At 41.9% G+C, this 22,738-nt stretch carries 17 protein-coding genes and 3 pseudogenes; 18 read left to right on the plus strand and 2 right to left on the minus strand.

From position 1 onward, the window contains the following. The first annotated feature begins 186 nt into the window (after positions 1 to 186). The 3 genes from pheS (at position 187) to pheT (ending at position 4,224) form a co-directional block, all read left to right on the plus strand. A complete protein-coding gene (gene pheS, locus HT688_RS02700; RefSeq protein ID WP_050265989.1) occupies positions 187 to 1,233 on the plus strand; it encodes a phenylalanine--tRNA ligase subunit alpha in 1,047 nt (348 codons plus the stop codon). Next, positions 1,233 to 1,742: a GNAT family N-acetyltransferase gene (locus tag HT688_RS02705; RefSeq protein ID WP_000619957.1), complete on the plus strand. Its 510-nt coding sequence runs from the start codon at positions 1,233 to 1,235 to the stop codon at positions 1,740 to 1,742. Before pheS ends, HT688_RS02705 begins: the two co-directional genes overlap by 1 nt. 76 nt (positions 1,743 to 1,818) lie before the next feature. Next, the gene (gene pheT, locus HT688_RS02710) at positions 1,819 to 4,224 is read left to right on the plus strand and encodes a phenylalanine--tRNA ligase subunit beta (protein WP_050265977.1); all 2,406 of its coding nucleotides are present in this window, start codon (positions 1,819 to 1,821) and stop codon (positions 4,222 to 4,224) included. Positions 4,225 to 4,425: 201 nt separating this feature from the next. Here pheT and HT688_RS02715 read toward each other — a convergent pair whose 3' ends face one another. After that, positions 4,426 to 5,427 carry an endonuclease/exonuclease/phosphatase family protein gene (locus HT688_RS02715; RefSeq protein WP_050207961.1) on the minus strand — a complete coding sequence of 334 codons (1,002 nt, stop codon included), beginning with the start codon at positions 5,425 to 5,427 and terminating at the stop codon, positions 4,426 to 4,428. Positions 5,428 to 5,770: 343 nt separating this feature from the next. Here HT688_RS02715 and HT688_RS02725 point away from each other — a divergent pair, with 343 nt between their 5' ends. The 11 genes and pseudogenes from HT688_RS02725 to HT688_RS02775 all read left to right on the plus strand — a co-directional run bounded on the left by HT688_RS02725 (position 5,771) and on the right by HT688_RS02775 (position 18,455). Continuing rightward, entirely contained in the window at positions 5,771 to 6,937 is a 1,167-nt protein-coding gene (locus tag HT688_RS02725; RefSeq protein WP_166727949.1) for an IS30 family transposase, read from the plus strand. 252 nt (positions 6,938 to 7,189) lie between these two features. Continuing rightward, a pseudogene (locus HT688_RS02730) lies at positions 7,190 to 7,614 on the plus strand (helix-turn-helix domain-containing protein); the annotation flags it as partial. A gap of 58 nt (positions 7,615 to 7,672) precedes the next feature. Continuing rightward, entirely contained in the window at positions 7,673 to 7,966 is a 294-nt protein-coding gene (gene relB, locus HT688_RS02735; RefSeq protein WP_172922116.1) for a type II toxin-antitoxin system RelB family anti-toxin, read from the plus strand. Between the two features lie 366 nt (positions 7,967 to 8,332). After that, positions 8,333 to 10,582, plus strand: a complete 2,250-nt coding sequence (gene metE, locus HT688_RS02740; RefSeq protein ID WP_172923543.1) for a 5-methyltetrahydropteroyltriglutamate--homocysteine S-methyltransferase — start codon at positions 8,333 to 8,335, stop codon at positions 10,580 to 10,582. A 63-nt stretch (positions 10,583 to 10,645) separates the two neighbouring features. Next, positions 10,646 to 11,512: a methylenetetrahydrofolate reductase [NAD(P)H] gene (gene metF / locus HT688_RS02745; protein ID WP_050265982.1), complete on the plus strand. Its 867-nt coding sequence runs from the start codon at positions 10,646 to 10,648 to the stop codon at positions 11,510 to 11,512. Positions 11,513 to 12,010: 498 nt separating this feature from the next. Beyond that, positions 12,011 to 14,224: a polyribonucleotide nucleotidyltransferase gene (gene pnp / locus HT688_RS02750; RefSeq protein WP_054393154.1), complete on the plus strand. Its 2,214-nt coding sequence runs from the start codon at positions 12,011 to 12,013 to the stop codon at positions 14,222 to 14,224. Positions 14,225 to 14,239: 15 nt separating this feature from the next. After that, positions 14,240 to 14,857, plus strand: a complete 618-nt coding sequence (gene cysE / locus HT688_RS02755) for a serine O-acetyltransferase (protein ID WP_000539991.1) — start codon at positions 14,240 to 14,242, stop codon at positions 14,855 to 14,857. Between the two features lie 11 nt (positions 14,858 to 14,868). Beyond that, positions 14,869 to 15,762: a GNAT family N-acetyltransferase gene (locus HT688_RS02760; RefSeq protein ID WP_050267722.1), complete on the plus strand. Its 894-nt coding sequence runs from the start codon at positions 14,869 to 14,871 to the stop codon at positions 15,760 to 15,762. Between the two features lie 82 nt (positions 15,763 to 15,844). Continuing rightward, complete coding sequence (cysS, locus tag HT688_RS02765) at positions 15,845 to 17,188, plus strand: cysteine--tRNA ligase (protein ID WP_050259796.1); 1,344 nt, start codon at positions 15,845 to 15,847, stop codon at positions 17,186 to 17,188. Then, positions 17,181 to 17,567, plus strand: coding sequence for a Mini-ribonuclease 3 (locus tag HT688_RS02770; protein WP_000567930.1), 387 nt, complete (start codon positions 17,181 to 17,183; stop codon positions 17,565 to 17,567). The genes cysS and HT688_RS02770 overlap by 8 nt, the downstream gene beginning before the upstream one ends. A 3-nt stretch (positions 17,568 to 17,570) precedes the next feature. Continuing rightward, positions 17,571 to 18,455, plus strand: coding sequence for a helix-turn-helix domain-containing protein (locus HT688_RS02775; protein ID WP_000988346.1), 885 nt, complete (start codon positions 17,571 to 17,573; stop codon positions 18,453 to 18,455). A 125-nt stretch (positions 18,456 to 18,580) separates the two neighbouring features. On the opposite strand, the pseudogene HT688_RS02780 reads toward HT688_RS02775, so the two are convergent. Next, a pseudogene (locus HT688_RS02780) lies at positions 18,581 to 18,781 on the minus strand (helix-turn-helix domain-containing protein); the annotation flags it as partial. A gap of 254 nt (positions 18,782 to 19,035) precedes the next feature. Between HT688_RS02780 and HT688_RS02785 the strand changes: the two are divergent. From HT688_RS02785 to HT688_RS02800, 4 genes and pseudogenes are all read left to right on the plus strand, one after another. Beyond that, a protein-coding gene (locus tag HT688_RS02785; RefSeq protein ID WP_172923544.1) for an IS5 family transposase occupies positions 19,036 to 19,838 on the plus strand; the annotation gives its coding sequence in 2 pieces (ribosomal slippage) (positions 19,036 to 19,129 and positions 19,129 to 19,838; 804 coding nt in all). A gap of 128 nt (positions 19,839 to 19,966) precedes the next feature. Continuing rightward, a pseudogene (locus tag HT688_RS02790) lies at positions 19,967 to 20,444 on the plus strand (DUF4231 domain-containing protein). A 274-nt stretch (positions 20,445 to 20,718) separates the two neighbouring features. Beyond that, entirely contained in the window at positions 20,719 to 20,961 is a 243-nt protein-coding gene (locus HT688_RS02795) for a hypothetical protein (RefSeq protein ID WP_000851052.1), read from the plus strand. 107 nt (positions 20,962 to 21,068) lie between these two features. Beyond that, on the plus strand, positions 21,069 to 22,738 hold a 1,670-nt coding region (locus HT688_RS02800; protein WP_188112442.1), incomplete at its 3' end, for a YSIRK-type signal peptide-containing protein.

The following is a 22,738-nucleotide window of genomic DNA, read 5'->3' on the forward strand; positions in this document are numbered from 1 at the left end:
TATCAGGGAGGAGAGCCGTGACTGCAAGCTCTCTATATGAAAGCTGGGTGAATTCACTTGCGCATGGATTTAGAAATGAAGGTCTGACTTGTCAGATGAAAACGGATGGTACCGCGTGTCAACGCTCCGAGTGGAGTTTTTGGCATGTGGTTTTCTTTTTATCTACGAGCGACTGATGGAGGAATTATGTCAACTATTGAAGAACAATTAAAAGCGCTTCGTGAAGAAACGCTGGCTAGCTTGAAGCAGATTACTGCTGAAAATGAAAAAGAGATGCAAGATTTGCGTGTCTCTGTCCTTGGTAAAAAGGGTTCGCTCACTGAAATCCTCAAAGGGATGAAAGATGTTTCTGCTGAGATGCGTCCAATCATTGGGAAACACGTCAATGAAGCTCGTGATGTCTTGACAGCAGCTTTTGAAGAAACTGCTAAGCTCTTGGAAGAAAAGAAAGTTGCAGCTCAATTAGCAAGCGAGAGTATCGATGTGACCCTTCCAGGTCATCCAGTTGCGACTGGTCACCGTCACGTTTTGACACAAACTAGTGAAGAAATCGAAGATATCTTCATTGGGATGGGTTACCAAGTCGTGGATGGTTTTGAAGTGGAGCAAGACTACTATAACTTTGAACGTATGAACCTTCCCAAAGACCACCCAGCCCGTGATATGCAGGACACATTCTATATCACAGAAGAAATCTTACTCCGTACTCACACGTCTCCAGTTCAAGCGCGTGCTATGGATGCCCATGATTTCTCTAAAGGTCCTTTGAAAATGATCTCACCAGGGCGTGTGTTCCGTCGCGATACGGACGATGCGACCCACAGTCACCAATTCCACCAAATCGAAGGCTTGGTAGTTGGGAAAAATATCTCTATGGCTGACCTTCAAGGAACCCTTCAGTTGATTGTGCAAAAAATGTTCGGTGAAGAGCGTCAAATCCGTCTGCGTCCATCTTACTTCCCATTCACAGAGCCATCTGTTGAGGTGGATGTTTCTTGCTTCAAGTGTGGTGGAGAAGGCTGTAACGTATGTAAGAAAACAGGTTGGATCGAAATTATGGGGGCCGGTATGGTTCACCCACGTGTCCTTGAAATGAGTGGTATCGATGCGACTGTTTACTCTGGATTTGCCTTTGGTCTTGGACAAGAGCGTGTAGCCATGCTCCGTTACGGAATCAACGATATCCGTGGATTCTACCAAGGAGATGTCCGCTTCTCAGAGCAGTTTAAATAATGATTAGAAAAGTAGAAATGGTAGATGTTGAGGTGTTGGCTAAAATTGCCAAACAAACCTTTCGTGAAACATTTGCTCATGATAATACGGAAGAGCAGTTACAGGAATACTTTGAAGAGGCTTATAGTCTGAGAGTTTTATCAACTGAGTTGGAAAATCCTGACTCCGAAACCTATTTCATTATGCATGAAGAGGAGATAGCTGGTTTTCTCAAAGTCAACTGGGGAAGTGCTCAAACTGAGAGAGAATTAGAGGACGCTTTTGAAATTCAACGCCTCTATGTGCTACAAAAATTCCAAGGATTTGGATTCGGTAAGCAACTGTTTGAATTTGCTCTTGAACTTGCTACAAAAAATAGTTTTTCTTGGGCTTGGTTAGGTGTTTGGGAGCATAATACAAAAGCTCAAGCGTTTTATAATCGATATGGTTTTGAAAAATTTAGCCAACATCATTTTATGGTTGGTCAAAAAGTAGATACGGATTGGTTACTGCGAAAGAAATTAAGGTAAGAAGAGGATTCTTCTATTGAAATGATAGGAAAGGAAAAGAACCAGTGTGGCAATGGTCATTCTGGAGAACTAAATTATGCTTGTATCTTATAAATGGTTAAAAGAATTGGTGGACATTGATGTGCCATCACAGGAGTTGGCTGAAAAAATGTCAACCACAGGGATCGAGGTAGAAGGTGTCGAATCACCGGCTGCTGGTCTCTCAAAAATTGTCGTCGGTGAGGTCTTGTCCTGCGAAGATGTGCCAGAAACTCACCTTCATGTTTGTCAGGTTAACGTTGGCGAAGAAGAAGCCCGTCAAATCGTCTGTGGTGCCCCAAATGTGCGTGCTGGTATCAAGGTTATGGTGGCTCTTCCAGGAGCTCGCATCGCTGACAACTACAAAATCAAAAAAGGAAAAATCCGTGGTTTAGAGTCACTTGGAATGATCTGTTCGCTTGGCGAATTGGGAATTTCTGACTCAGTTGTGCCTAAGGAATTCGCAGATGGCATCCAAATTTTGCCAGAAAATGCCGTTCCAGGTGAGGAAGTCTTCTCATACCTAGACTTGGATGATGAAATCATCGAACTGTCTATCACACCAAACCGTGCAGATGCCCTTTCTATGCGTGGAGTGGCTCACGAAGTGGCAGCTATCTATGACAAGGCAGTCAACTTTAAAGAATTTACTCTTTCAGAAACTGACCAAGCTGCAGCAGATGTTCTTTCTGTGGGCATTGATACAGACAAGGCGCCTTACTATGCAGCTCGTATCTTGGATAATGTGACGATTGCACCAAGTCCACAATGGTTGCAAAACCTTCTCATGAACGAAGGAATCCGTCCTATTAACAACGTAGTGGACGTGACAAACTACATCCTGCTCTACTTTGGTCAACCAATGCACGCCTTTGACTTGGATACCTTTGAAGGGACTGACATCCGTGTGCGTGAAGCGCGTGCTGGTGAAAAATTAGTGACTTTAGATGGTGAAGAACGTGACTTAGAGGTGAATGACTTAGTTATCACTGTCGCAGACAAACCAGTAGCCCTTGCAGGTGTTATGGGTGGTCAAGCAACAGAAATCTCTGAAAAGTCTAGTCGTGTCGTCCTTGAAGTTGCTGTTTTCAATGGCAAATCTATCCGCAAGACAAGTGGTCGCCTGAACCTTCGTTCAGAATCGTCTTCTCGATTTGAAAAAGGCATCAATGTGGCAACAGTTAATGAAGCCCTTGATGCGGCAGCTAGCCTGATTGCGGAACTTGCAGGTGCGACTGTGCGTAAAGGTATTGTTTCAGCTGGGGAACTTGACACATCAGACGTAGAAGTTTCTTCAACTCTTGCTGATGTTAACCGTGTCCTCGGAACTGATCTTTCTTATGCTGATGTAGAAGACGTCTTCCGTCGTCTTGGCTTTGGTCTTTCTGGAAATGCAGACAGCTTTACAGTCAGCGTCCCACGTCGTCGCTGGGATATCACTATCGAGGCAGACCTCTTTGAAGAAATCGCTCGTATCTATGGCTATGATCGCTTGCCAACCAGCCTTCCAAAAGACGATGGTACAGCAGGTGAATTGACAGCCACACAGAAACTCCGCCGTCAAGTTCGTACCATTGCTGAAGGAGCAGGTTTGACAGAAATCATCACCTACGCTCTGACTACTCCTGAAAAAGCAGTTGAGTTTACGGCTCAACCAAGTAACCTTACTGAACTCATGTGGCCAATGACAGTGGACCGTTCAGTCCTCCGCCAAAATATGATCTCAGGTATCCTAGATACAGTTGCCTACAATGTGGCTCGTAAGAACAAAAATTTGGCCCTTTACGAGATTGGAAAAGTCTTTGAACAAACAGGTAATCCAAAAGAAGAACTTCCAAATGAAATCAACAGTTTTGCCTTTGCCTTGACAGGCTTGGTTGCTGAAAAAGATTTCCAAACAGCAGCAGTTCCAGTTGATTTCTTCTATGCTAAAGGAATCCTAGAGGCGCTCTTTACTCGCTTGGGACTTGCAGTGACTTATACAGCAACAGCTGAAATTGCTAGCCTTCATCCAGGTCGAACAGCCGTGATTTCACTCGGTGACCAAGTTCTTGGTTTCCTTGGTCAAGTGCATCCAGTCACTGCTAAGGCTTATGATATTCCAGAAACGTATGTAGCTGAGCTTAACCTTTCAGCTATCGAAGCTGCGCTTCAGCTAGCGACTCCATTTGTAGAAATCACCAAATTCCCGGCAGTCAGCCGTGACGTTGCCCTTCTCCTCAAGGCAGAAGTGACTCATCAAGAAGTTGTAGATGCTATCCAAGCTGCCGGCGTGAAACGTTTGACAGATATCAAACTCTTTGACGTCTTCTCAGGTGAGAAATTGGGACTTGGTATGAAGTCCATGGCTTATAGCTTGACCTTCCAAAATCCAGAAGACAGCTTAACGGACGAAGAAGTCGCACGATATATGGAAAAAATCCAAGCGTCTCTCGAAGAAAAAATCAATGCAGAAGTGCGTTAAACGATAGTATGATACAAATTCCCCCTCTAGTTTATGAACACTAGAGGGGTGATTTTATATAATACTCAATGAAAATCAAAAAGCAAACTAGGAAGCTAGCCGTAGGTTGCTCAAAACACTGTTTTGNNAGTCAGTAACCATATGTCTAAGGTAAGGCGATGCTGATGTGGTTTGAAGAGATTGTCGAAGAGTATAAAATAATTAAAATGTGATTTCTGTAAAAATACATCTATGATCAGAGTTTTGAAAACTTACAATGTCTAAATCTTTAACATAGTAGTGGTTTTTAGGCAATAAAATATGATCTATTGTTGCATTAAAAAGTTTTGGACTTTGGCTATTCCAAGTTCCTCTTTCAAAAGGTGGTAGTGCATTTAATGCGTCCCTATGAGAGCTTATTTTTGCAAGTGCTCCATGACGCATAGTTGCATTAAAATCACCTGCAATAATAGCCTTTGGATATTTTGAAGCCAATTGATTATGAATGATGTTTAAGTCTTGCTTCCAGATTTCCATTAAACCTGGCAGAGGAGGAGCAGTATGCAAAGCAATGATATCTGGTATATTTTGTTTTCTCGAATGTAATACAATTGTCCCGAACCGTGTTGTATGGAAAGTTTTAGCTTCTGTATAGAAACCATAACTTTTCTTGACAATCACAGTCACAGGAGCTATTCCACTGTCAGTAGGTGGAGAAGTAAAAATATCATAGTTGGCTATAGAAAGTCCAACTTGATGAAACAATAGTTTGATTCTCTGGTTTTCTTGCTCACCTCTGATATTGGTAGCTAGTTCAGGGAATATAGCCATATCGGCATCAAAATGGCTAAAAATTCGCTCAATATGTTGTGCTTCTATTTGATTAGCGACGTTCCAAGTTACTAATTTTAAGGTTTTAGTCTTATTTGATACGGAAGAAAGGGTTTTATCTGTTCCGAATAATAGTAATATGAACGATAGTAAGAGAAAGATGCTAGAATAAAACCGTATTTGTTTATTTTTCTTGTAAAAAGATAGGGAAAAAAATACGAAACTTAAAATAGAAACCATAGTTGCAGTAGCTAAGGGGAAGGCATAAATCTGTGCCAAGATAGGTCTGGTAGATAGCCAAATATTAAGATTAGAAGATGGAAAAAAAGAATAAGCTATGATAGGGATAGCAAAGAGAATGACAGAAAAGGCAGAGAGAAATATTTTAATCATTGTATGAGTACCTCGATTTGCAATGGTTGCTCGGAGCTAATGTGACTTTGTGACTTTACTTGATTGATACTCTTTTTCTTGTCTTCCTTATAGATTAAGTACAACCCAAGTAAAAAAAAGTCCAATTTAAGATTGAAATGATTAAAAGTCACGGAGATGCAAGACAATTATACTACAAAAGGCAAACATTTGACAATCGATAGTCGTCGCTTAATCGAACGATGGAAAAAGGGTAACTTCTCAAAGTAACTTCCACTTGGCTAGCCGAAGTGGAAATTAGTCTAAAACGGATTTTTATGGTGGAATTAAGTGTGAGACGTTTGAGTTAGAAATGAGGTCTACTATGACAAAACATAAACACCTTACCCTTTCAGACCGTAATGATATCCAATTAGGCTTAGAGCGCGGTGAAACCTTCAAAGCTATTGGACAACTTATTCTAAAAGACCCGACTACTGTTTCTAAAGAAGTCAAACGAAATAAACAAATTAGAGACTCTACCTCTAACAACCTTCCTTGCCCTCTACTCGACAAAGCTCCCTTTGTCTGTAACGGCTGCCCTAAAAGAAGACAAAACTGTGGCTATCAGAAAATCTTCTACCTCGCTAAGCAAGCTCAAAAACAGTACGAACAAACTCTTGTTGAAGCTCGTGAAGGAACTCCTCTCAATTCCAAGACCTTCTGGGAAATGGACAAAGTCATTTCTGATGGGGTTAAAAAGGGACAACACATCTATCATATCCTCAAAACTCATAACCTTGATGTCAGCTCCTCAACTGTCTATCGACACATCCGAAAAGGATACCTATCTATCGCTCCTATTGACCTAGCCAGAGCCGTTAATTTCAAAGAAAGACGGAAAAATAAGCTACCTTCCATCCCTAAAGAAGCTAAAAAAGGCCGTTCCTATGAGGATTTCCAAAACTATTTAGCCCTTAATCAACTAGACTCTTGGCTAGAAATGGATACAGTTCTGGGGAGGATGGGAGGGAAAGTCTTACTCACCTTCAACCTGTCTTTCTGTAACTTTATCTTCGCTAGACTTCTGGATAATAAAACTGCCCTTGAGGTTACCAAACACCTCTATGATATCAAGAACACTCTTCACCAAGCTGACAAAGATTTCTTCCAACTCTTCCCTGTCATTCTTACCGATAATGGTGGAGAGTTTGCAAGGGTTGATGACATCGAAATGGATGTGCGAGGAGAGAGTAAACTCTTCTTTTGTGACCCTAATCGCTCTGACCAGAAAGGGAGAATTGAGAAAAATCACACGCTGATTCGAGACATTCTACCTAAGGGAACTTCTTTTGACAATTTAACTCAAGAGGACATCAATCTCGTTTGTTCGCATGTCAACAGTGTCAAACGCGCTGCTTTGAATGGAAAGTCAGCCTATGAACTCTTTGCATTTACCTATGGAGAAGAGATTCCTAAGCTTCTAGGCATTTCTAAAATATCTGCAGAAGACGTCTGTCAGTCTTCTAAATTACTCCAACATACGTTCTAAAAACTAATCTTCAACCCCATTCAAACGTCTCACACTAACTTCCACCATAGTGGAACTTAATCTGAAACGCTTTCAGATGAGGGGATTTTGTGCGCTCTTTTTTTCTATTTCTTTCAGCTATAAAAGCAATGAAATCAAGCATTAGTAAAACCAGTGGAACTTACCCTGACACGGATTTCCACTGGTTTTTAGGATTTTTATCAGACTAACTTCCACTTGGATTAGCAGTGGAACTTAGTTTGGGAATTTACCCGATGGAAAAAAGAAGGGAAATCAAATAGAGAAATCGCCTCTTTACTTGGAAAAGCTCCTCAAACTATCCATACTGAAACAAGCGTGGGACAGTCCGACAATGTCTTGGAAAAGGACGCTTTAAAGAGGTTTATTCTGCCGACTATGCTCAACAGTCTTATGAAAATAATCGCAAGCGCTCGGTCAAGAAATCAAGATTGACCAAGGAACTAAAGGAAAAGATTCTCCACTATCATAACCAAAAATTTTCGCCTGAAATGATGGTCAAGGCTAAGGGCGTTAACGTGGGAATTTCTACCATCTACTACTGGATCCATCATGGAAAATTAGGATGGTCAAAACAGGATCTGCTCTATCCTAGAAAAGGAAAAGCGCTTAAGAAACAAGCTAGCACCAATTTTAAACCCCCTGGTCAATCTATCGAATTATAATTCGCTCATTTTTTCAAAAAATACATAGACGTAAAAGAAAGAGGGTTAAGAGATGAAGAAGAGTGCTATTGGGAGTAATTGGAAGGATGTCCGGTCTCAACTCTTTACCAAGGAGGAAATCCTTGAAAGTGATATGCGAGTGGCTATCATGAGTGAGCTGATTGAAGCCAGGCATGAGCAAGGAATCAGTCAGAAAAAGCTAGAAGAAGTCAGTGGAATAAGCCAGCCTGTCATAGCTAGGATGGAAACAGGCAAGACTAGTCCTCAGTTGGACACAGTCTTAAAAGTCCTAGCCAGTTTAGGAAAGACACTAGTAGTCGTCCCACTCGAACAGGAAAAGAGTTGATTAGAGTAGACTCATACTCAATGAAAATCAAAGAGCAAACTAGGAAACTAGCCGTAGGCTGTACTTGAGTACGGCAAGGCGACGTTGACGCGGTTTGAAGAGATTTTCGAAGAGTATTATAGTCTTTTCTAATAACAAGCCATAGTCACTTATAAGAATTACTAATAAAGCGTTTGAAGAGCATAACTGAAATAAAGCTATAAAACACGCTATACAAAGGATTTGAGGCATTTGTCTCAGGTCTTTTTCTTTTGTTTAAAACAGATATATAGTTTCAAACTATATCAAAGCCTAATTTTTTACAATTATACAGATGATTTCTTTTCTGTTAAGATAGTTTCAACAACAAATTTTGGAGGACACATCATGTCAACTACAATCATCGGTTTCCCTCGTTTGGGTGAATTCCGCGAATTAAAATTTACAACTGAAAAATACTTTAGAAAAGAAATCTCAGAGGAAGAACTTTTAGCAGCAGCAAAAGACTTGCGTGCTAAACACTGGAACATTGTCAAAGAAAAAGGCATCACTGAAATCCCATCAAATGACTTTTCTCACTATGACAACTTCCTAGATGCAGCTTTCCTTTTCAACGTAGTACCTGCATCCGTTCAAAACTTGGACTTGTCTGACCTTGAGCGCTACTTCGCTTTGGGACGTGGTTACCAAGGAGAAAAAGGGGACGTTCGCGCCCTCCCAATGAAGAAATGGTTTAACACTAACTACCACTACATCGTTCCTAAATTTGAAAAAGACACTCAAGTCAAACTTGCAGGTCACAAGATTTTTGATGAGTTTCAAGAAGCCAAAGAACTTGGATTGAACACTCGTCCTGTTCTTGTAGGTCCCTTCACTTTCCTTCAATTGTCAGACTTTGAAGAAGGTGTGAAAGCAGAAGACTTCGTAGACAGCTTAGTTGCTGCTTACCAAGAAGTTTTTGCAAAATTGGCTGAACTTGGTGCGACTCGCATCCAATTGGATGAAGCGGCTCTTGTAAAAGACTTGACAGCTGAAGAAAAAGCTCTCTTCTTGAACCTTTACAACAAACTTTTGGCTGACAAAAAAGGTCTTGAAGTATTGCTTCAAACTTACTTCGGAGATGTTCGTGACGTTTACGCTGACCTTGTGAACTTGCCAGTAGATGCTATCGGTCTTGATTTCGTTGAAGGTAAGAAAACTCTTGAATTGGTTAAAGGTGGCTTCCCAGCTGACAAGACTCTTTATGCAGGTATTGTCAATGGTAAAAACATCTGGCGTAACAACTACGAAAAGAGCTTGGCTGTTCTTGAGCAAATCCCAGCTGAAAACATTGTGTTGACAAGCTCATGCTCGCTTCTTCATGTGCCATTTACAACTGCTAATGAAGAATTTGAACCAGCAATCTTGAACCACTTTGCCTTTGCGGTTGAAAAATTAGATGAGATCCGTGATTTGGATGCTATCCGCAATGGTCAAGGTGAAGAAGCACTTGCAGCTAACAAAGAACTCTTTGCGACTGAACGTGTGGGTGAAAATGCTGAACTCCGTGCGCGCATCGCTGGTTTGACAGACGCAGACTACACTCGTTTGCCAGCATTTGCAGAACGTGAAGCTATCCAAGAAGAAGCTTTCAAACTTCCAGCTCTTCCAACAACAACTATCGGTTCATTCCCTCAAACTAAAGAAGTTCGTGCTAAACGTTTGGCTTACCGTAAAGGTGAATTGTCTCAAGAAGAGTACGATGCTTTCCTTGCTGAAACGATCGATGAATGGATCAAATGGCAAGAAGATATTGACTTTGATGTCCTTGTTCACGGTGAATTTGAGCGTAATGACATGGTTGAGTACTTCGGTCAAAACTTGTCAGGTTACCTCTTCTCTAAAAATGGTTGGGTACAATCATACGGTATGCGTGGGGTGAAACCACCAATCATCTGGGGTGATGTCACTCGTCTTAACCCTATCACTGTTAAATGGTCTAGCTATGCACAAAGCCGTACAAACAAACCTGTTAAAGGTATGTTGACTGGACCTGTTACCATCCTCAACTGGTCATTCCCACGTGAAGACATCTCTATCAAGGATTCTACTCTTCAAATCGCTCTTGCTATCAAGGATGAAGTTCTTGACCTTGAAGCTGCTGGCGTGAAGATCATCCAAATCGACGAGGCTGCTCTTCGTGAGAAATTGCCACTCCGTCGTAGCGACTGGTACGAAGACTACCTTGACTGGGCAATTCCTGCCTTCCGCTTGGTACACTCAACAGTAGCGTCAGATACACAAATCCACACTCACATGTGTTACTCAGAATTTACAGATATCATCCCAGCTATCGACAACATGGATGCAGACGTTATCTCATTTGAAGCTAGCCGTTCAAACCTTGAAATCTTGGACGAACTCAAAGCGAAAAACTTCCAAACAGAAGTGGGACCTGGGGTTTACGATATCCACTCACCTCGTGTGCCAAATGAAGGCGAAATCGACAATACAATCGAAGCTATCCTTGCTAAAGTGCCAAGCAAGAAAGTTTGGATCAACCCAGACTGTGGTTTGAAAACACGTGGTATTCCAGAAACAAAAGAAAGCTTGATCCGCCTTGTTGAAGCAGCGAAAGCTGCGCGTGAGAAATTGTAAGATTAGATTTCTCTCCATACAATGGTTGTTCAAAAAGAAATCAACTAGAAAAGGTTATTACATATGTCACGCCAAACACCGTCACTCTCATTTGAAGTGTTCCCTCCCAACCCAGCCGTGGGTAATGATAACATTATTTCTGCTCTTCAAGATATGCAGGAGTTGGCTCCCCACTTTATCAGTGTAACTGCCAGCAATAATAAATTTAATATCAAGGAAACGACGGTCCGTTTGGCTGACTTTATCCAAAATGATTTGGCGATTCCGACTATTGCTCACTTGCCAGCTATCTATTTGAACAAGGACAAGGTTGCTGAAACCATTGCAGACTTGGACAAGGTTGGGGTGCAGAAAATCTTGGCTCTTCGTGGGGATATTATTCCAGATGTGGAACCACAAAAGGATTTTCGCTACGCAACGGACTTGATTGAGTTCATCAAGGAACAAGCCCCTCACTTTGATATTGTTGGCGCTTGCTATCCAGAAGGCCATCCAGATTCACCAAATCAGATTTCAGATATTCAAAATCTTAAGAAGAAAGTAGATGCAGGTTGTTCGAGCCTCGTAACTCAGCTTTTCTTTGACAATGAGCGTTTCTATGATTTTCAAGACAAGTGCATCTTGGCTGGGATTGATGTTCCCATTCATGCAGGAATTATGCCAATTCTGAATCGAAATCAGGCTCTCCGCCTCTTGAAGACTTGTGAGAATATCCATCTTCCACGCAAATTTAAAGCCATCTTAGACAAGTATGAGCATGACCCTGAGTCGCTCAGAGCAGCAGGACTTGCCTATGCGGTGGACCAAATCGTGGACTTGGTAACTCAGGATGTTGCAGGTGTGCATCTCTACACTATGAACAATGCTGAAACAGCAAAATACATCCATCAAGCAACCCATGCCTTGTTTAATCATCAGTCTCTAGGATAATAAAAAGAAAACCATTCTTCTCAAGTGAGGGGAATGGTTCCTTTTTAATGGTAAAGACCGCACTTTTTAAGAAAAATATGATAAAATAGACTCTGTACGTACTTGATACAAAGATGAGGGTATTTGGGTTTCAAAGGCTTTGTCAATTCTCAATTTTATGACAGAAATTTTTTCATAATTTGTTCTTTTCAGTATTTAGTTTGAGCGACACGAACGAGTCAAATCGATATCATTTGACGAGAGAGTTAGTAAAGCATTTAGCTAATCGCCTGATAGCGATTAGCGTGAAAGGATTAGATGCTTTAGCATCAAACCTTTCTAATGATTTGTATCTTGAGTAATTGAACACGGGCTAAATCCCTAGTGAAAAAGATAGATTTCCTGGTGCGCATCGCACACTGCGTCAATCTCCTATTTTCATACGGGATTCTTCACGCCCTTAGTATCTTGATCTTTGTAGGCAAGGCGTATAATTTCATCAATCCAAAGGGGATTAAAATGACAAAACAAGTGTTTCAAACGACTTTTGCGGGTCGTGAGTTAATTGTAGAGACTGGTCAGGTTGCTAAGCAAGCAAATGGCTCTGTTGTTGTACGTTACGGTGAGTCAACTGTCTTGACTGCTGCCGTTATGTCTAAGAAAATGGCAACTGGGGATTTCTTCCCACTCCAAGTCAACTACGAAGAAAAAATGTATGCGGCTGGGAAGTTTCCTGGTGGCTTTATGAAACGTGAAGGACGTCCTTCAACAGATGCGACCTTGACAGCGCGTTTGATTGACCGTCCGATTCGTCCTATGTTTGCGGAAGGTTTCCGTAATGAAGTCCAAGTCATCAATACAGTGCTTTCTTATGATGAAAATGCATCTGCACCAATGGCTGCTATGTTTGGTTCATCTTTGGCACTGTCTATTTCAGATATTCCATTTGACGGACCAATTGCTGGGGTACAAGTGGGATATGTAGATGGCCAAATCATCATCAACCCAAGTCAAGAACAAGCAGAGCAATCTCTTCTTGAATTGACAGTAGCTGGAACCAAGCACGCTATCAACATGGTAGAGTCTGGTGCCAAAGAATTGTCAGAAGAAATCATGTTGGAAGCGCTTCTTAAAGGGCACGAAGCTGTCAAAGAATTGATTGCCTTCCAAGAAGAAATCGTTGCTGCTGTCGGTAAAGAAAAAGCAGAAGTGGAATTGCTTCACGTGGATGCTGAATTGCAAGCTGAAATCATTGCAGCCTACAACAGTGACCTCCAAAAGGCAGTTCAAGTAGAAGAGAAATTGGCCCGTGAAGCTGCGACTCAAGTAGTGAAAGACCAAGTGACTGCCGTTTACGAAGAAAAATATGCGGACCACGAAGAATTTGACCGTATTATGCGTGATGTGGCTGAAATCTTGGAACAAATGGAACACGCAGAAGTGCGACGTTTAATTACAGAAGACAAGGTGCGTCCTGATGGTCGTAAGGTCGATGAAATCCGTCCTTTGGATGCGGTTGTCGACTTCCTTCCTCGTGTACATGGTTCAGGTCTCTTTACTCGTGGGCAAACTCAAGCTCTTTCAGTCTTGACCTTGGCTCCGATGGGAGAAACTCAAATCATTGATGGTTTGGATCCAGAGTACAAGAAACGCTTTATGCACCACTATAACTTCCCTCAATATTCTGTAGGGGAAACAGGTCGTTACGGTGCGCCAGGTCGTCGTGAAATCGGTCACGGTGCCCTTGGTGAGCGTGCTCTTGCTCAAGTCTTGCCAAGCTTGGAAGAATTCCCATACGCTATCCGTCTAGTAGCAGAAGTTTTGGAATCAAACGGTTCTTCATCTCAAGCTTCTATCTGTGCGGGAACTCTTGCCCTTATGGCTGGTGGTGTGCCAATCAAGGCGCCAGTAGCTGGTATTGCTATGGGACTTATCTCAGATGGAAATAACTACACAGTATTGACAGATATCCAAGGTTTGGAAGATCACTTTGGAGATATGGACTTCAAGGTTGCAGGTACTCGTGATGGGATTACAGCCCTTCAAATGGATATCAAGATTCAAGGGATTACTGCAGAAATCTTGACGGAGGCTCTTGCTCAAGCCAAGAAAGCGCGTTTTGAAATCCTTGATGTCATTGAAGCAACCATTCCAGAAGTTCGTCCAGAATTGGCTCCAACTGCTCCGAAAATTGATACGATCAAGATTGATGTGGACAAGATTAAGATTGTCATCGGTAAGGGTGGAGAAACCATCGACAAGATTATCGCTGAAACAGGTGTTAAGATTGATATAGACGAAGAAGGAAATGTGTCTATCTACTCTAGTGACCAAGATGCTATTAACCGTGCCAAAGAAATTATTGCTGGTTTGGTTCGTGAAGCCAAAGTGGATGAAGTTTACCGTGCTAAAGTCGTTCGTATCGAGAAATTTGGTGCCTTTGTTAACCTCTTTGATAAGACAGATGCCCTTGTTCATATCTCTGAGATGGCTTGGACTCGTACCAATCGTGTAGAGGATTTGGTAGAAATCGGGGATGAAGTTGATGTTAAGGTTATCAAAATTGATGAAAAAGGCCGTATCGATGCCTCTATGAAGGCTCTTCTACCTCGTCCGCCAAAACCTGAGCATGATGAAAAAGGTGAAAAGTCTGAGCGCCCTCACCGCCCACGTCATCAAAAGGATTACAAACCTAAGAAAGAATTTACAGAAACACCAAAAGATTCAGAATAAGAAAAGGAGAAATGTATGGGGTGGTGGCGCGAAACCATTGATATTGTAAAAGAAAATGATCCAGCGGCCCGCACCACTTTGGAGGTTTTGCTGACTTATCCAGGTGTCAAGGCCTTGGCGGCCCACCGTCTCTCGCATTTTCTCTGGAAGCACGGCTTCAAACTATTAGCTCGTATGTACAGTCAGTTTTGGCGCTTTTGGACTCAGATTGAGATTCATCCAGGAGCCCAGATTGATTCAGGTGTTTTTATTGACCATGGTTCTGGTCTGGTGATTGGAGAGACAGCGATTGTTGAAAAAGGCGTTCTTCTCTATCACGGAGTGACTCTCGGGGGAACAGGGAAAGACTGTGGCAAACGCCATCCGACTGTACGAAAGGGAGCCCTCATATCAGCCCATGCCCAAGTTATCGGGCCTGTGGAAATTGGTGAAAATGCCAAGGTCGGTGCTGCAGCAGTTGTCGTAGCAGATGTACCTAGTGACGTGACGGTTGTCGGTATTCCGGCTAAGATTGTCCGTCTTCATGGTAAGAAAGATGAGCCTGTCATTCACGAAGTCGAAGAAAAACGAGAGTATTATGTCAATAAACTCGAGCAGGCTAAAGATGCCAGTCATAGATCGTCTGGTTTGTAGAGGATACCTATATGATTCAAGCAAGAAACAAGTTAAGCCAAGAGGAGTTATCTGAGGCGAAAAAACTAATTAACTGTTGCCAAAACTATGACGGTACCTATCGTGATCCCTATCTCTCTAACATGCTTAATTTTGACCCAAACATGCCCGCCTTTTTCCTTTATTATGAAAAAGGCGAACTTGTTGGTCTCTTAACTGTTTATGCAGATGATCAAGATGTGGAAGTGACGATACTGGTTCATCCAGATCATCGCCGTCAGGGAATTGCGCGTGCTTTGTTTGCGAGTTTTGAGAAAGAAACAGCTTCTTTCTCTATTTGTTCAGTCACTTTTCAGACAGAGCGTATTTTTCTAGAGCGTCATCCTGATTTTGTCAATAATTGGGGATTGGTCGAGGATGAAGAGACAGAAACCTGGTTAGGTAAGGATAGAAGACCATATCAGTTAGGAAATGTTTCCAATCTTTCCAATCTTGAAGTTTTGTTAGCAGATAGTTCGTATCAGGATCAAATTAGTCAGTTAAAATTTCAGGCATTTTCAGAGGAACATGAATCTAGAGAAGTTGTGGATAGATATGTCGCTGAAGCTCTGAAGGATCCAGAAAGTCGCTTGTATATTTTGTTAAAAGACGGTCAGGTTATTGGAACTTGCACGGTAGATTTATCGACTAATACGAATTACTTCTACGGTTTAGCAATATTGGAACCTGAACGTGGGAAAGGCTATGGAAGCTACTTAGCAAAATCCCTTGTCAACCAACTAATTGAGCAAAATGATAAGGAGTTCCAAATTGCAGTAGAGGATAGCAATGTAGGTGCCAAACGTTTGTATGAAAAAATTGGCTTTGTCAAACAGACTCAGGTGGTTTATCTGAATGAGAAAGGAGCAAGGGATTCCGAAGTGTAGAGATATTCGGACTGAAATTCAATTGAACTCTTAGTGATGAAACTAAGTGTTCTTGGATTTTGGTTTTCCTGACTATTATTTTATGATTAAAATCTATGACACCATGTCTCGTGATTTGCGAGAATTTGTCCCGATTGAGGACGGCAAAGTCAAGATGTATGTTTGTGGGCCAACCGTGTATAACTATATTCACGTGGGGAATGCCCGTTCGACGGTAGCTTTTGATACCATTCGTCGCTATTTTGAGTACCGTGGGTATGAGGTTGCCTATATTTCCAATTTTACGGATGTGGATGATAAGATTATCAACCGTGCCAAGGAAGAAGGCATTACGCCACAGGAGGTTGCGGACAAGTACATCGCTGCCTTTCGTGAGGATGTGACAGCCTTGGGCGTCAAACCTGCGACCCGACATCCGCGTGTAGTGGAGTTTATGGCTGACATCATCCGCTTTGTGGAAGATTTGATTGAAAAAGGCTTTGCCTACGAGAGCCAAGGGGATGTTTACTTCCGTGTGGAAAAATCCCACAACTATGCTAAATTAGCCAATAAAACCTTGGAAGATTTGGAGCTAGGTGCTTCAGGTCGTATCGATGAAGAAACGGCACGTAAGGAAAATCCTGTAGACTTTGCTCTATGGAAAGCTGCTAAACCAGGCGAGATTTCTTGGGACAGTCCTTGGGGACCTGGTCGTCCGGGCTGGCACATCGAGTGTTCAGTCATGTCGACAGAGATTTTGGGCGACACCATTGATATTCACGGTGGTGGAGCTGACCTAGAGTTTCCTCACCATACTAATGAAATTGCCCAGTCTGAAGCTAAAACAGGCAAGACTTTTGCCAACTACTGGATGCACAATGGCTTTGTCAATATTGACAATGTCAAGATGTCCAAGTCTTTGGGGAACTTTATCACCGTACACGATGCCCTTAAAACTCTTGATGGGCAAGTGCTTCGTTTCTTCTTTGCGACTCAACATTATCGCAAGCCTATCAACTTTACAGAAAAGGCAGTGCGTGATGCAGAGACTAATCTCAAGTATCTGAAGAATACTTACGAGCAACTATTTACAGGAAACGTGGATACCCAAGAATTACAAGCATTTAAAGATAAGTTTGTGGCGGCTATGGATGAAGATTTTAACGCTGCCAACGGTATCACAGTTGTTTTTGAAATGGCCAAGTGGATTAACTCAGGTAACTATGATGCAAGTGTCAAGCAAGCTCTTGCAGATATGTTAGAAATTTTTGGAATTGTCTTTGTTGAGGAAGCTTTGGATGCAGAGATTGAAGACTTGATTCAAAAACGCCAAGAGGCGCGTGCCAATCGTGACTTTGCGACAGCAGACCAAATCCGTGATCAATTGGCTGCTCAGGGAATTAAGCTCCTTGACACCAAGGATGGAGTGAGGTGGACACGTGATTGATGTCAATCTCATTAATGGGATTGCGCTAGCCTTTGAAGGAGATGCGGTTTATTCCATGTATATTCGTCGTCACCTCATCCTCAAAGGCATGACCAAACCCAATAAACTCCATCAAGAAGCGACCAAGTATGTGTCGGCCAAGGCTCAGGCTCGCCTGATTTCCCTCATGTTAGAGGAGCAAGTCCTAACGGAAAGAGAAAAAGAAATCTACAAACGTGGCCGCAATACCAATAGCCACACAAAGGCTAAAAATGCCGATGTGGTGACTTACCGCATGTCCACAGGTTTTGAAGCTGTGATGGGCTATCTCCATATGACTGAAAATTTGGAACGTCTTGAGAGCTTGATTTGGTGGTGCATCCAAAAAGTGGAGGGCTAGGACATGATGACAAAAGAACTACAAGACTGGTTTCCTGAGGCTCAGATTTCAGACCAACCAGTAGAGAAAGAGGGCTATCTCACTCTCCCTTTAGCTTCTCAGCAGTGGATTTTGCTGGAGAAAGCTGGGCTCAGTGAGCGTGAAAAGCAGTTGATTTCCCTTTTGACCCAGCAGGAGCAGGCTCGTTCGCTCAATCCTTGGTATTCCTATCTGATTGAGGGGAAGGGTCAGGCACCGCAAACTTTTAAAAAGATTCAGTTGGTGTATTGCCATCTTTCCTATTTTCAGCAGGAAAATCTGGCTTCTTGGCTAGATATGATGCGGACTCTTTTTCCGAATTGTCAGACGGTGCTTCAGGTCGGAGCTCAGGATTATGTTTTCGTGCTGCAACAAGATAAGTACACCTCTGTACGTTCAATCTTATCTGATACGATTGAAGCGGTTGAATATGACTTTGGACTTCGTCTCTCTATCATGTTAGGCCAGGTTTGGTCTCAGGCAAGACATCAAGCCCTATCAGACTTGATTAAAGCAGAGAGAGATTTATTTAAGACTTGGTGGCGTCAGGGTCACCAAGGTGTTCATACTTTTTCTCAGCTCTATCTTTGGAGTATGGGAGAAAGACTCGTGGACTTGAGAGTAATCAAGGAATGTCTACACCAGATGATTTTGGATCAAGATCAGATTCAGGAAATCATTCTCTCCCTTTGGGAAAATAGTGCTGTCCTAACAAAAACAGCCCAGCAACTCTATCTGCACCGCAATTCTCTCCAATACAAAATTGATAAATGGGAAGAATTGACAGGGCTACAGTTGAAGGAATTGACCGACCTGACCCTGTGTTATCAATTGATTTTAGGTTCTTTGTCAACTATAGTTGGTTTGTAAAGAAGTTAATATTTGGAGAAGAGGATTGCATCTTCTCCATTTTTATGTGCAGAGTTATAGTGGATTGATGCTGTCAATCGAAAGTGATGATGTCCCAAAAAAATGGTGAGATTGAGGGCAATTATTTTGCTTTCATCAGGGATTGCATGTTTTGGTTTTCGATTTCTGTTTCCGTGTCTGAAGGCTTCTTTTCCTTTCTGTTGATAGGCTAGTAGCAGACGATTGATTTGTCTTTCAGAAAGATTCAGTTCGACACAGGCTCGATTCTTTGTTTTCTTTCCTTGGTCTATAGCTTTTATCACAAGATATTTTTTCGTTTTATTCATATTCAGTTGGATACTTTTCATACGACTATTTTATCAAATGGGACATTTTCACGTTCGATTTACTAAAGACATTCTCACATTCGAATTACAAAACCGAAAAAATAAAATGTTTTTCCTTGCAAAATTCGGGGGGGGGTGGTATAATTATCACTAGACTGTATATTCTTCATAGGAGGTACAGTGGGGTAAATAGTCGTAAGTTGCTATTTATATATTAGACTTTCCTGCGAAACAAAATATGGTACAATAGTTCTATGAATTATGAAGCAAGTAAACAACTAACTGATGCACGATTCAAGCGTCTTGTTGGTGTTCAGCGCACGACTTTTAAAGAGATGTTAGCTGTATTAAAACAGCTTATCAACTTAAACACGCAAAAGGTGGAAGAAAACCTAAACTAAGCCTAGAAGACCTTCTTATGGTCACTCTTCAATATGTGCGAGAATATCGAACTTATGAACAAATTGCGGCTGATTTTGGTATCCACGAAAGCAACTTACTCCGTCGGAGCCAATGGGTTGAAGTAACTCTTGTTCAAAGTGGTTTTACGATTTCAAGAACTCCTCTCAGTTCTGAGGACACGGTAATGATTGATGCGACGGAAGTAAAAATCAATCGCCCTAAAAAACAATTAGCGAATGATTCTGGTAAAAAGAAATGCCACGCTATGAAGGCTCAAGCGATTGTCACAAGTCAAGGGAGAATTGTTTCTTTGGAGATCGCTGTGAACTATTGTCATGATATGAAGTTGTTCAAAATGAGTCGCAGAAATATCGGACAAGCTGGTAAAATCTTGGCTGACAGTGGTTATCAAGGGCTCATGAAGATATATCCTCAAGCACAAACTCCACGTAAATCCAGCAAACTCAAGCCGCTAACAGCTGAAGATAAAGCCTGTAACCATGCGCTATCTAAGGAGAGAAGCAAGGTTGAGAACATCTTTGCCAAAGTAAAAACGTTTAAAATGTTTTCAACAACCTATCGAAATCATCGTAAACGCTTCGGCTTACGAATGAACTCGATTGCTGGCATTATCAACCGTGAACTAGGATTCTAGTTTTGCAGGAAGTCTAGTTTTACAATCTACAAGTTGATTCACTTTCTATTATGTATTATTATGATAGTGGTAAACAAAACAGAGAGGAGTTCTATATGACACCAGAAGAAGTCTATATGACAGAGTGATTGGAAAAGCAAATCACCTGCTTTCAGGGGAAAAGTTTCCAGCATCGCAGACGCTACAAGGTCTTGGAGATTGCTGAGATTGTTTCCGGTTTTTTGATTGCGATTTTTTGTGCCATTCCCATGCCGGGCGATTACTATCGCCTTGTCTCTGTTGTGCTTTCAAGCATGGGGTTGCTTTGTGAGGGATTGCTTGGTATTTATAATAGCAAGGAACACTGGATATCCTATCAGAAGGCAGCGCAACTTTTAGAACGAGAAAAGTTTCTCTACCAGTGTCTGACTGAGAAATAAATACGCAGGTGAAAGCAAGCCTTTTACATTCTTTGTCAAGATCTGTGAAGGGATAATCTCTGACGAAATAATCAAGTGGGAAGGCATCCAGTCTAAAGAAGCGGGTGTGCCTGCGGAAACTCCACTCCAATGCAAGAAAAATCGAGGGGGTAAAAGAAAACCTATAGTCAGGGAAAGAATAGCCTGACTGGAAAGCAGTATGAAAAAATGGAATTTACAGCGTAAAACAACTCAAGGTCCGGTTTGTTTTTTGTGCTTAAAAGACAGGAACTTCCTTGAAACTTGAGTTTGTCTCGGTGCATTTGAAAGAAAACTCAGTTTAGACGGAGACTGTTAAACAAGCTTATGGTCTAACCAGTACGGATGTGGTTGAGTAGCTAGTAGATGGTTTTTTAGAAATGGAAAGAGTGCAGATTTCAATGTTTCAACACCTAAAGGAAGATAACTAGGAGGTGATTAAGGTGAAAACAAAACGGATAAATGGTGATTTATTTTCAGGTCTTATCGCTGATGTCGACGAAGAAATCATGAATAGCGATGACAATCGTTTAGCTATCGATAGGATTGTCATCCAACATAATGGCGGTTTGAGCGATGAAGGAGCACCTGGTATGTATCTACAGGCGTTGGTACCTCTGCTTATTACCAGGCTTGGACTATCCAGAGCATGTTTTTTGCCCTGTAGGAGTCTTTGCCATCATTGATACTCAGGAAGCAGACGGCTACACTTGAGGCTTTCTGAAGTCAGAAAAAAGCTGGCTGGCCTTGGAGTTCACAGAAAGAATTACTTAGAACATAAGGAGAAAAATAATTGTTGAAATTGATACAAAATAAGAAAAAAGGTGGAGAGAAAGCCTTTCGCTACTCTCTCAGAAAATTTAAATTTGGCGCGGCTTCTGTGTTGGTAGGACTCTCCTTTTTAGGCAGTGATATATCTACCGTTTCTGCTCATTTTGAAACGGTAGATAATGTGACTTATCTTGGGGATACACCTAGAGAAGTTGGGTATGCTAAGCAATCAGTACAAGTAAGAACTGAGATATCAAAAAATGGCAAGCATGTAAAATATACAATACTTTTCAATAAAAATTATGAATACTGGGCTAGGCCAGGACTTACTGCTTGGTTACCAACTGGTTTGGATCATCGGACGGTTAGGATTAGAACTTATAATTCTGATGGAAAAACAGGGGGAGGGGGATTGCCGTGGAAATTAGTGCACGATTTGGGAGTGCATGAATTTCCTGGTGCGACAAGAGAATTAGTTTTCAATCCTGATTTTGACCCTAGAAACGAAGGAAAATGGAATGAATTTTGGGAAAAAATAGGAAAGGTTGGTTCAGGTTCCGATATTCCAACTGAGTGGAAAGAAAAAAATCAGTTACTGTTTGGTATCAATTCATGGGAAAATTTTTCTCACAATGCTTACAAGTGGGAAATAGAAGCGGATGTTCAAGATGGGGTAGTGGCTTCACAATTACCTGTCGTAGCTGGAATTGTACAGCCTCGTTCAAGATATCCTCGCTATGTTGCAGTAGGACCTAATGAAACAGTAGATACAGACGGAGACGGTTTCCCTGATAAGGAAGAAGTAGAGAAAGGAACAGATCCAAACGATCCTCAGTCAAATCCAGATACCAAAGACACCGACGGAGACGGTTTCCCTGATAAGGTAGAAAAGGCAGAAGGAACGAATCCAAACGATCCTCAGTCAAATCCAGATACCAAAGACACCGACGGAGACGGTTTCCCTGATAAGGTAGAAAAGGCAGAAGGAACGAATCCAAACGATCCTAAGTCAAATCCAGATACCAAAGATACCGATGGAGACGGTTTCCCTGATGTTGTAGAAAAAGACGCAGGTTCAGATCCAAACGATAAGAACTCAACACCAGACAATGTCGACACCGACAAAGACGGCTTCCCTGATAAGGTAGAAAAGGCAGAAGGAACAAATCCAAACGATCCTCAGTCAAATCCAGATACCAAAGACACCGACGGAGACGGTTTCCCTGATAAGGTAGAAAAGGCAGAAGGAACGAATCCAAACGATCCTCAGTCAAATCCAGATACCAAAGACACCGACGGAGACGGTTTCCCTGATAAGGTAGAAAAGGCAGAAGGAACGAATCCAAACGATCCTAAGTCAAATCCAGATACCAAAGACACCGACGGAGACGGTTTCCCTGATGTTGTAGAAAAAGACGCAGGTTCAGATCCAAACGATAAGAACTCAACACCAGACAATGTCGACACCGACAAAGACGGCTTCCCTGATAAGGTAGAAAAGGCAGAAGGAACAAATCCAAACGATCCTCAGTCAAATCCAGATACCAAAGACACCGACGGAGACGGTTTCCCTGATAAGGAAGAAGTAGAGAAAGGAACAGACCCTACTAAAGCCGATACAGACGGCGATGGCTTGACTGATAAGGAAGAAGTAGAGAAAGGAACAGACCCTACTAAAGCCGATACAGATGG

Origin of the sequence: Streptococcus sp. 1559 (genome assembly GCF_013276735.1) — a bacterium.
GTDB classification, from domain to species: Bacteria; Bacillota; Bacilli; order Lactobacillales; family Streptococcaceae; genus Streptococcus; species Streptococcus pseudopneumoniae.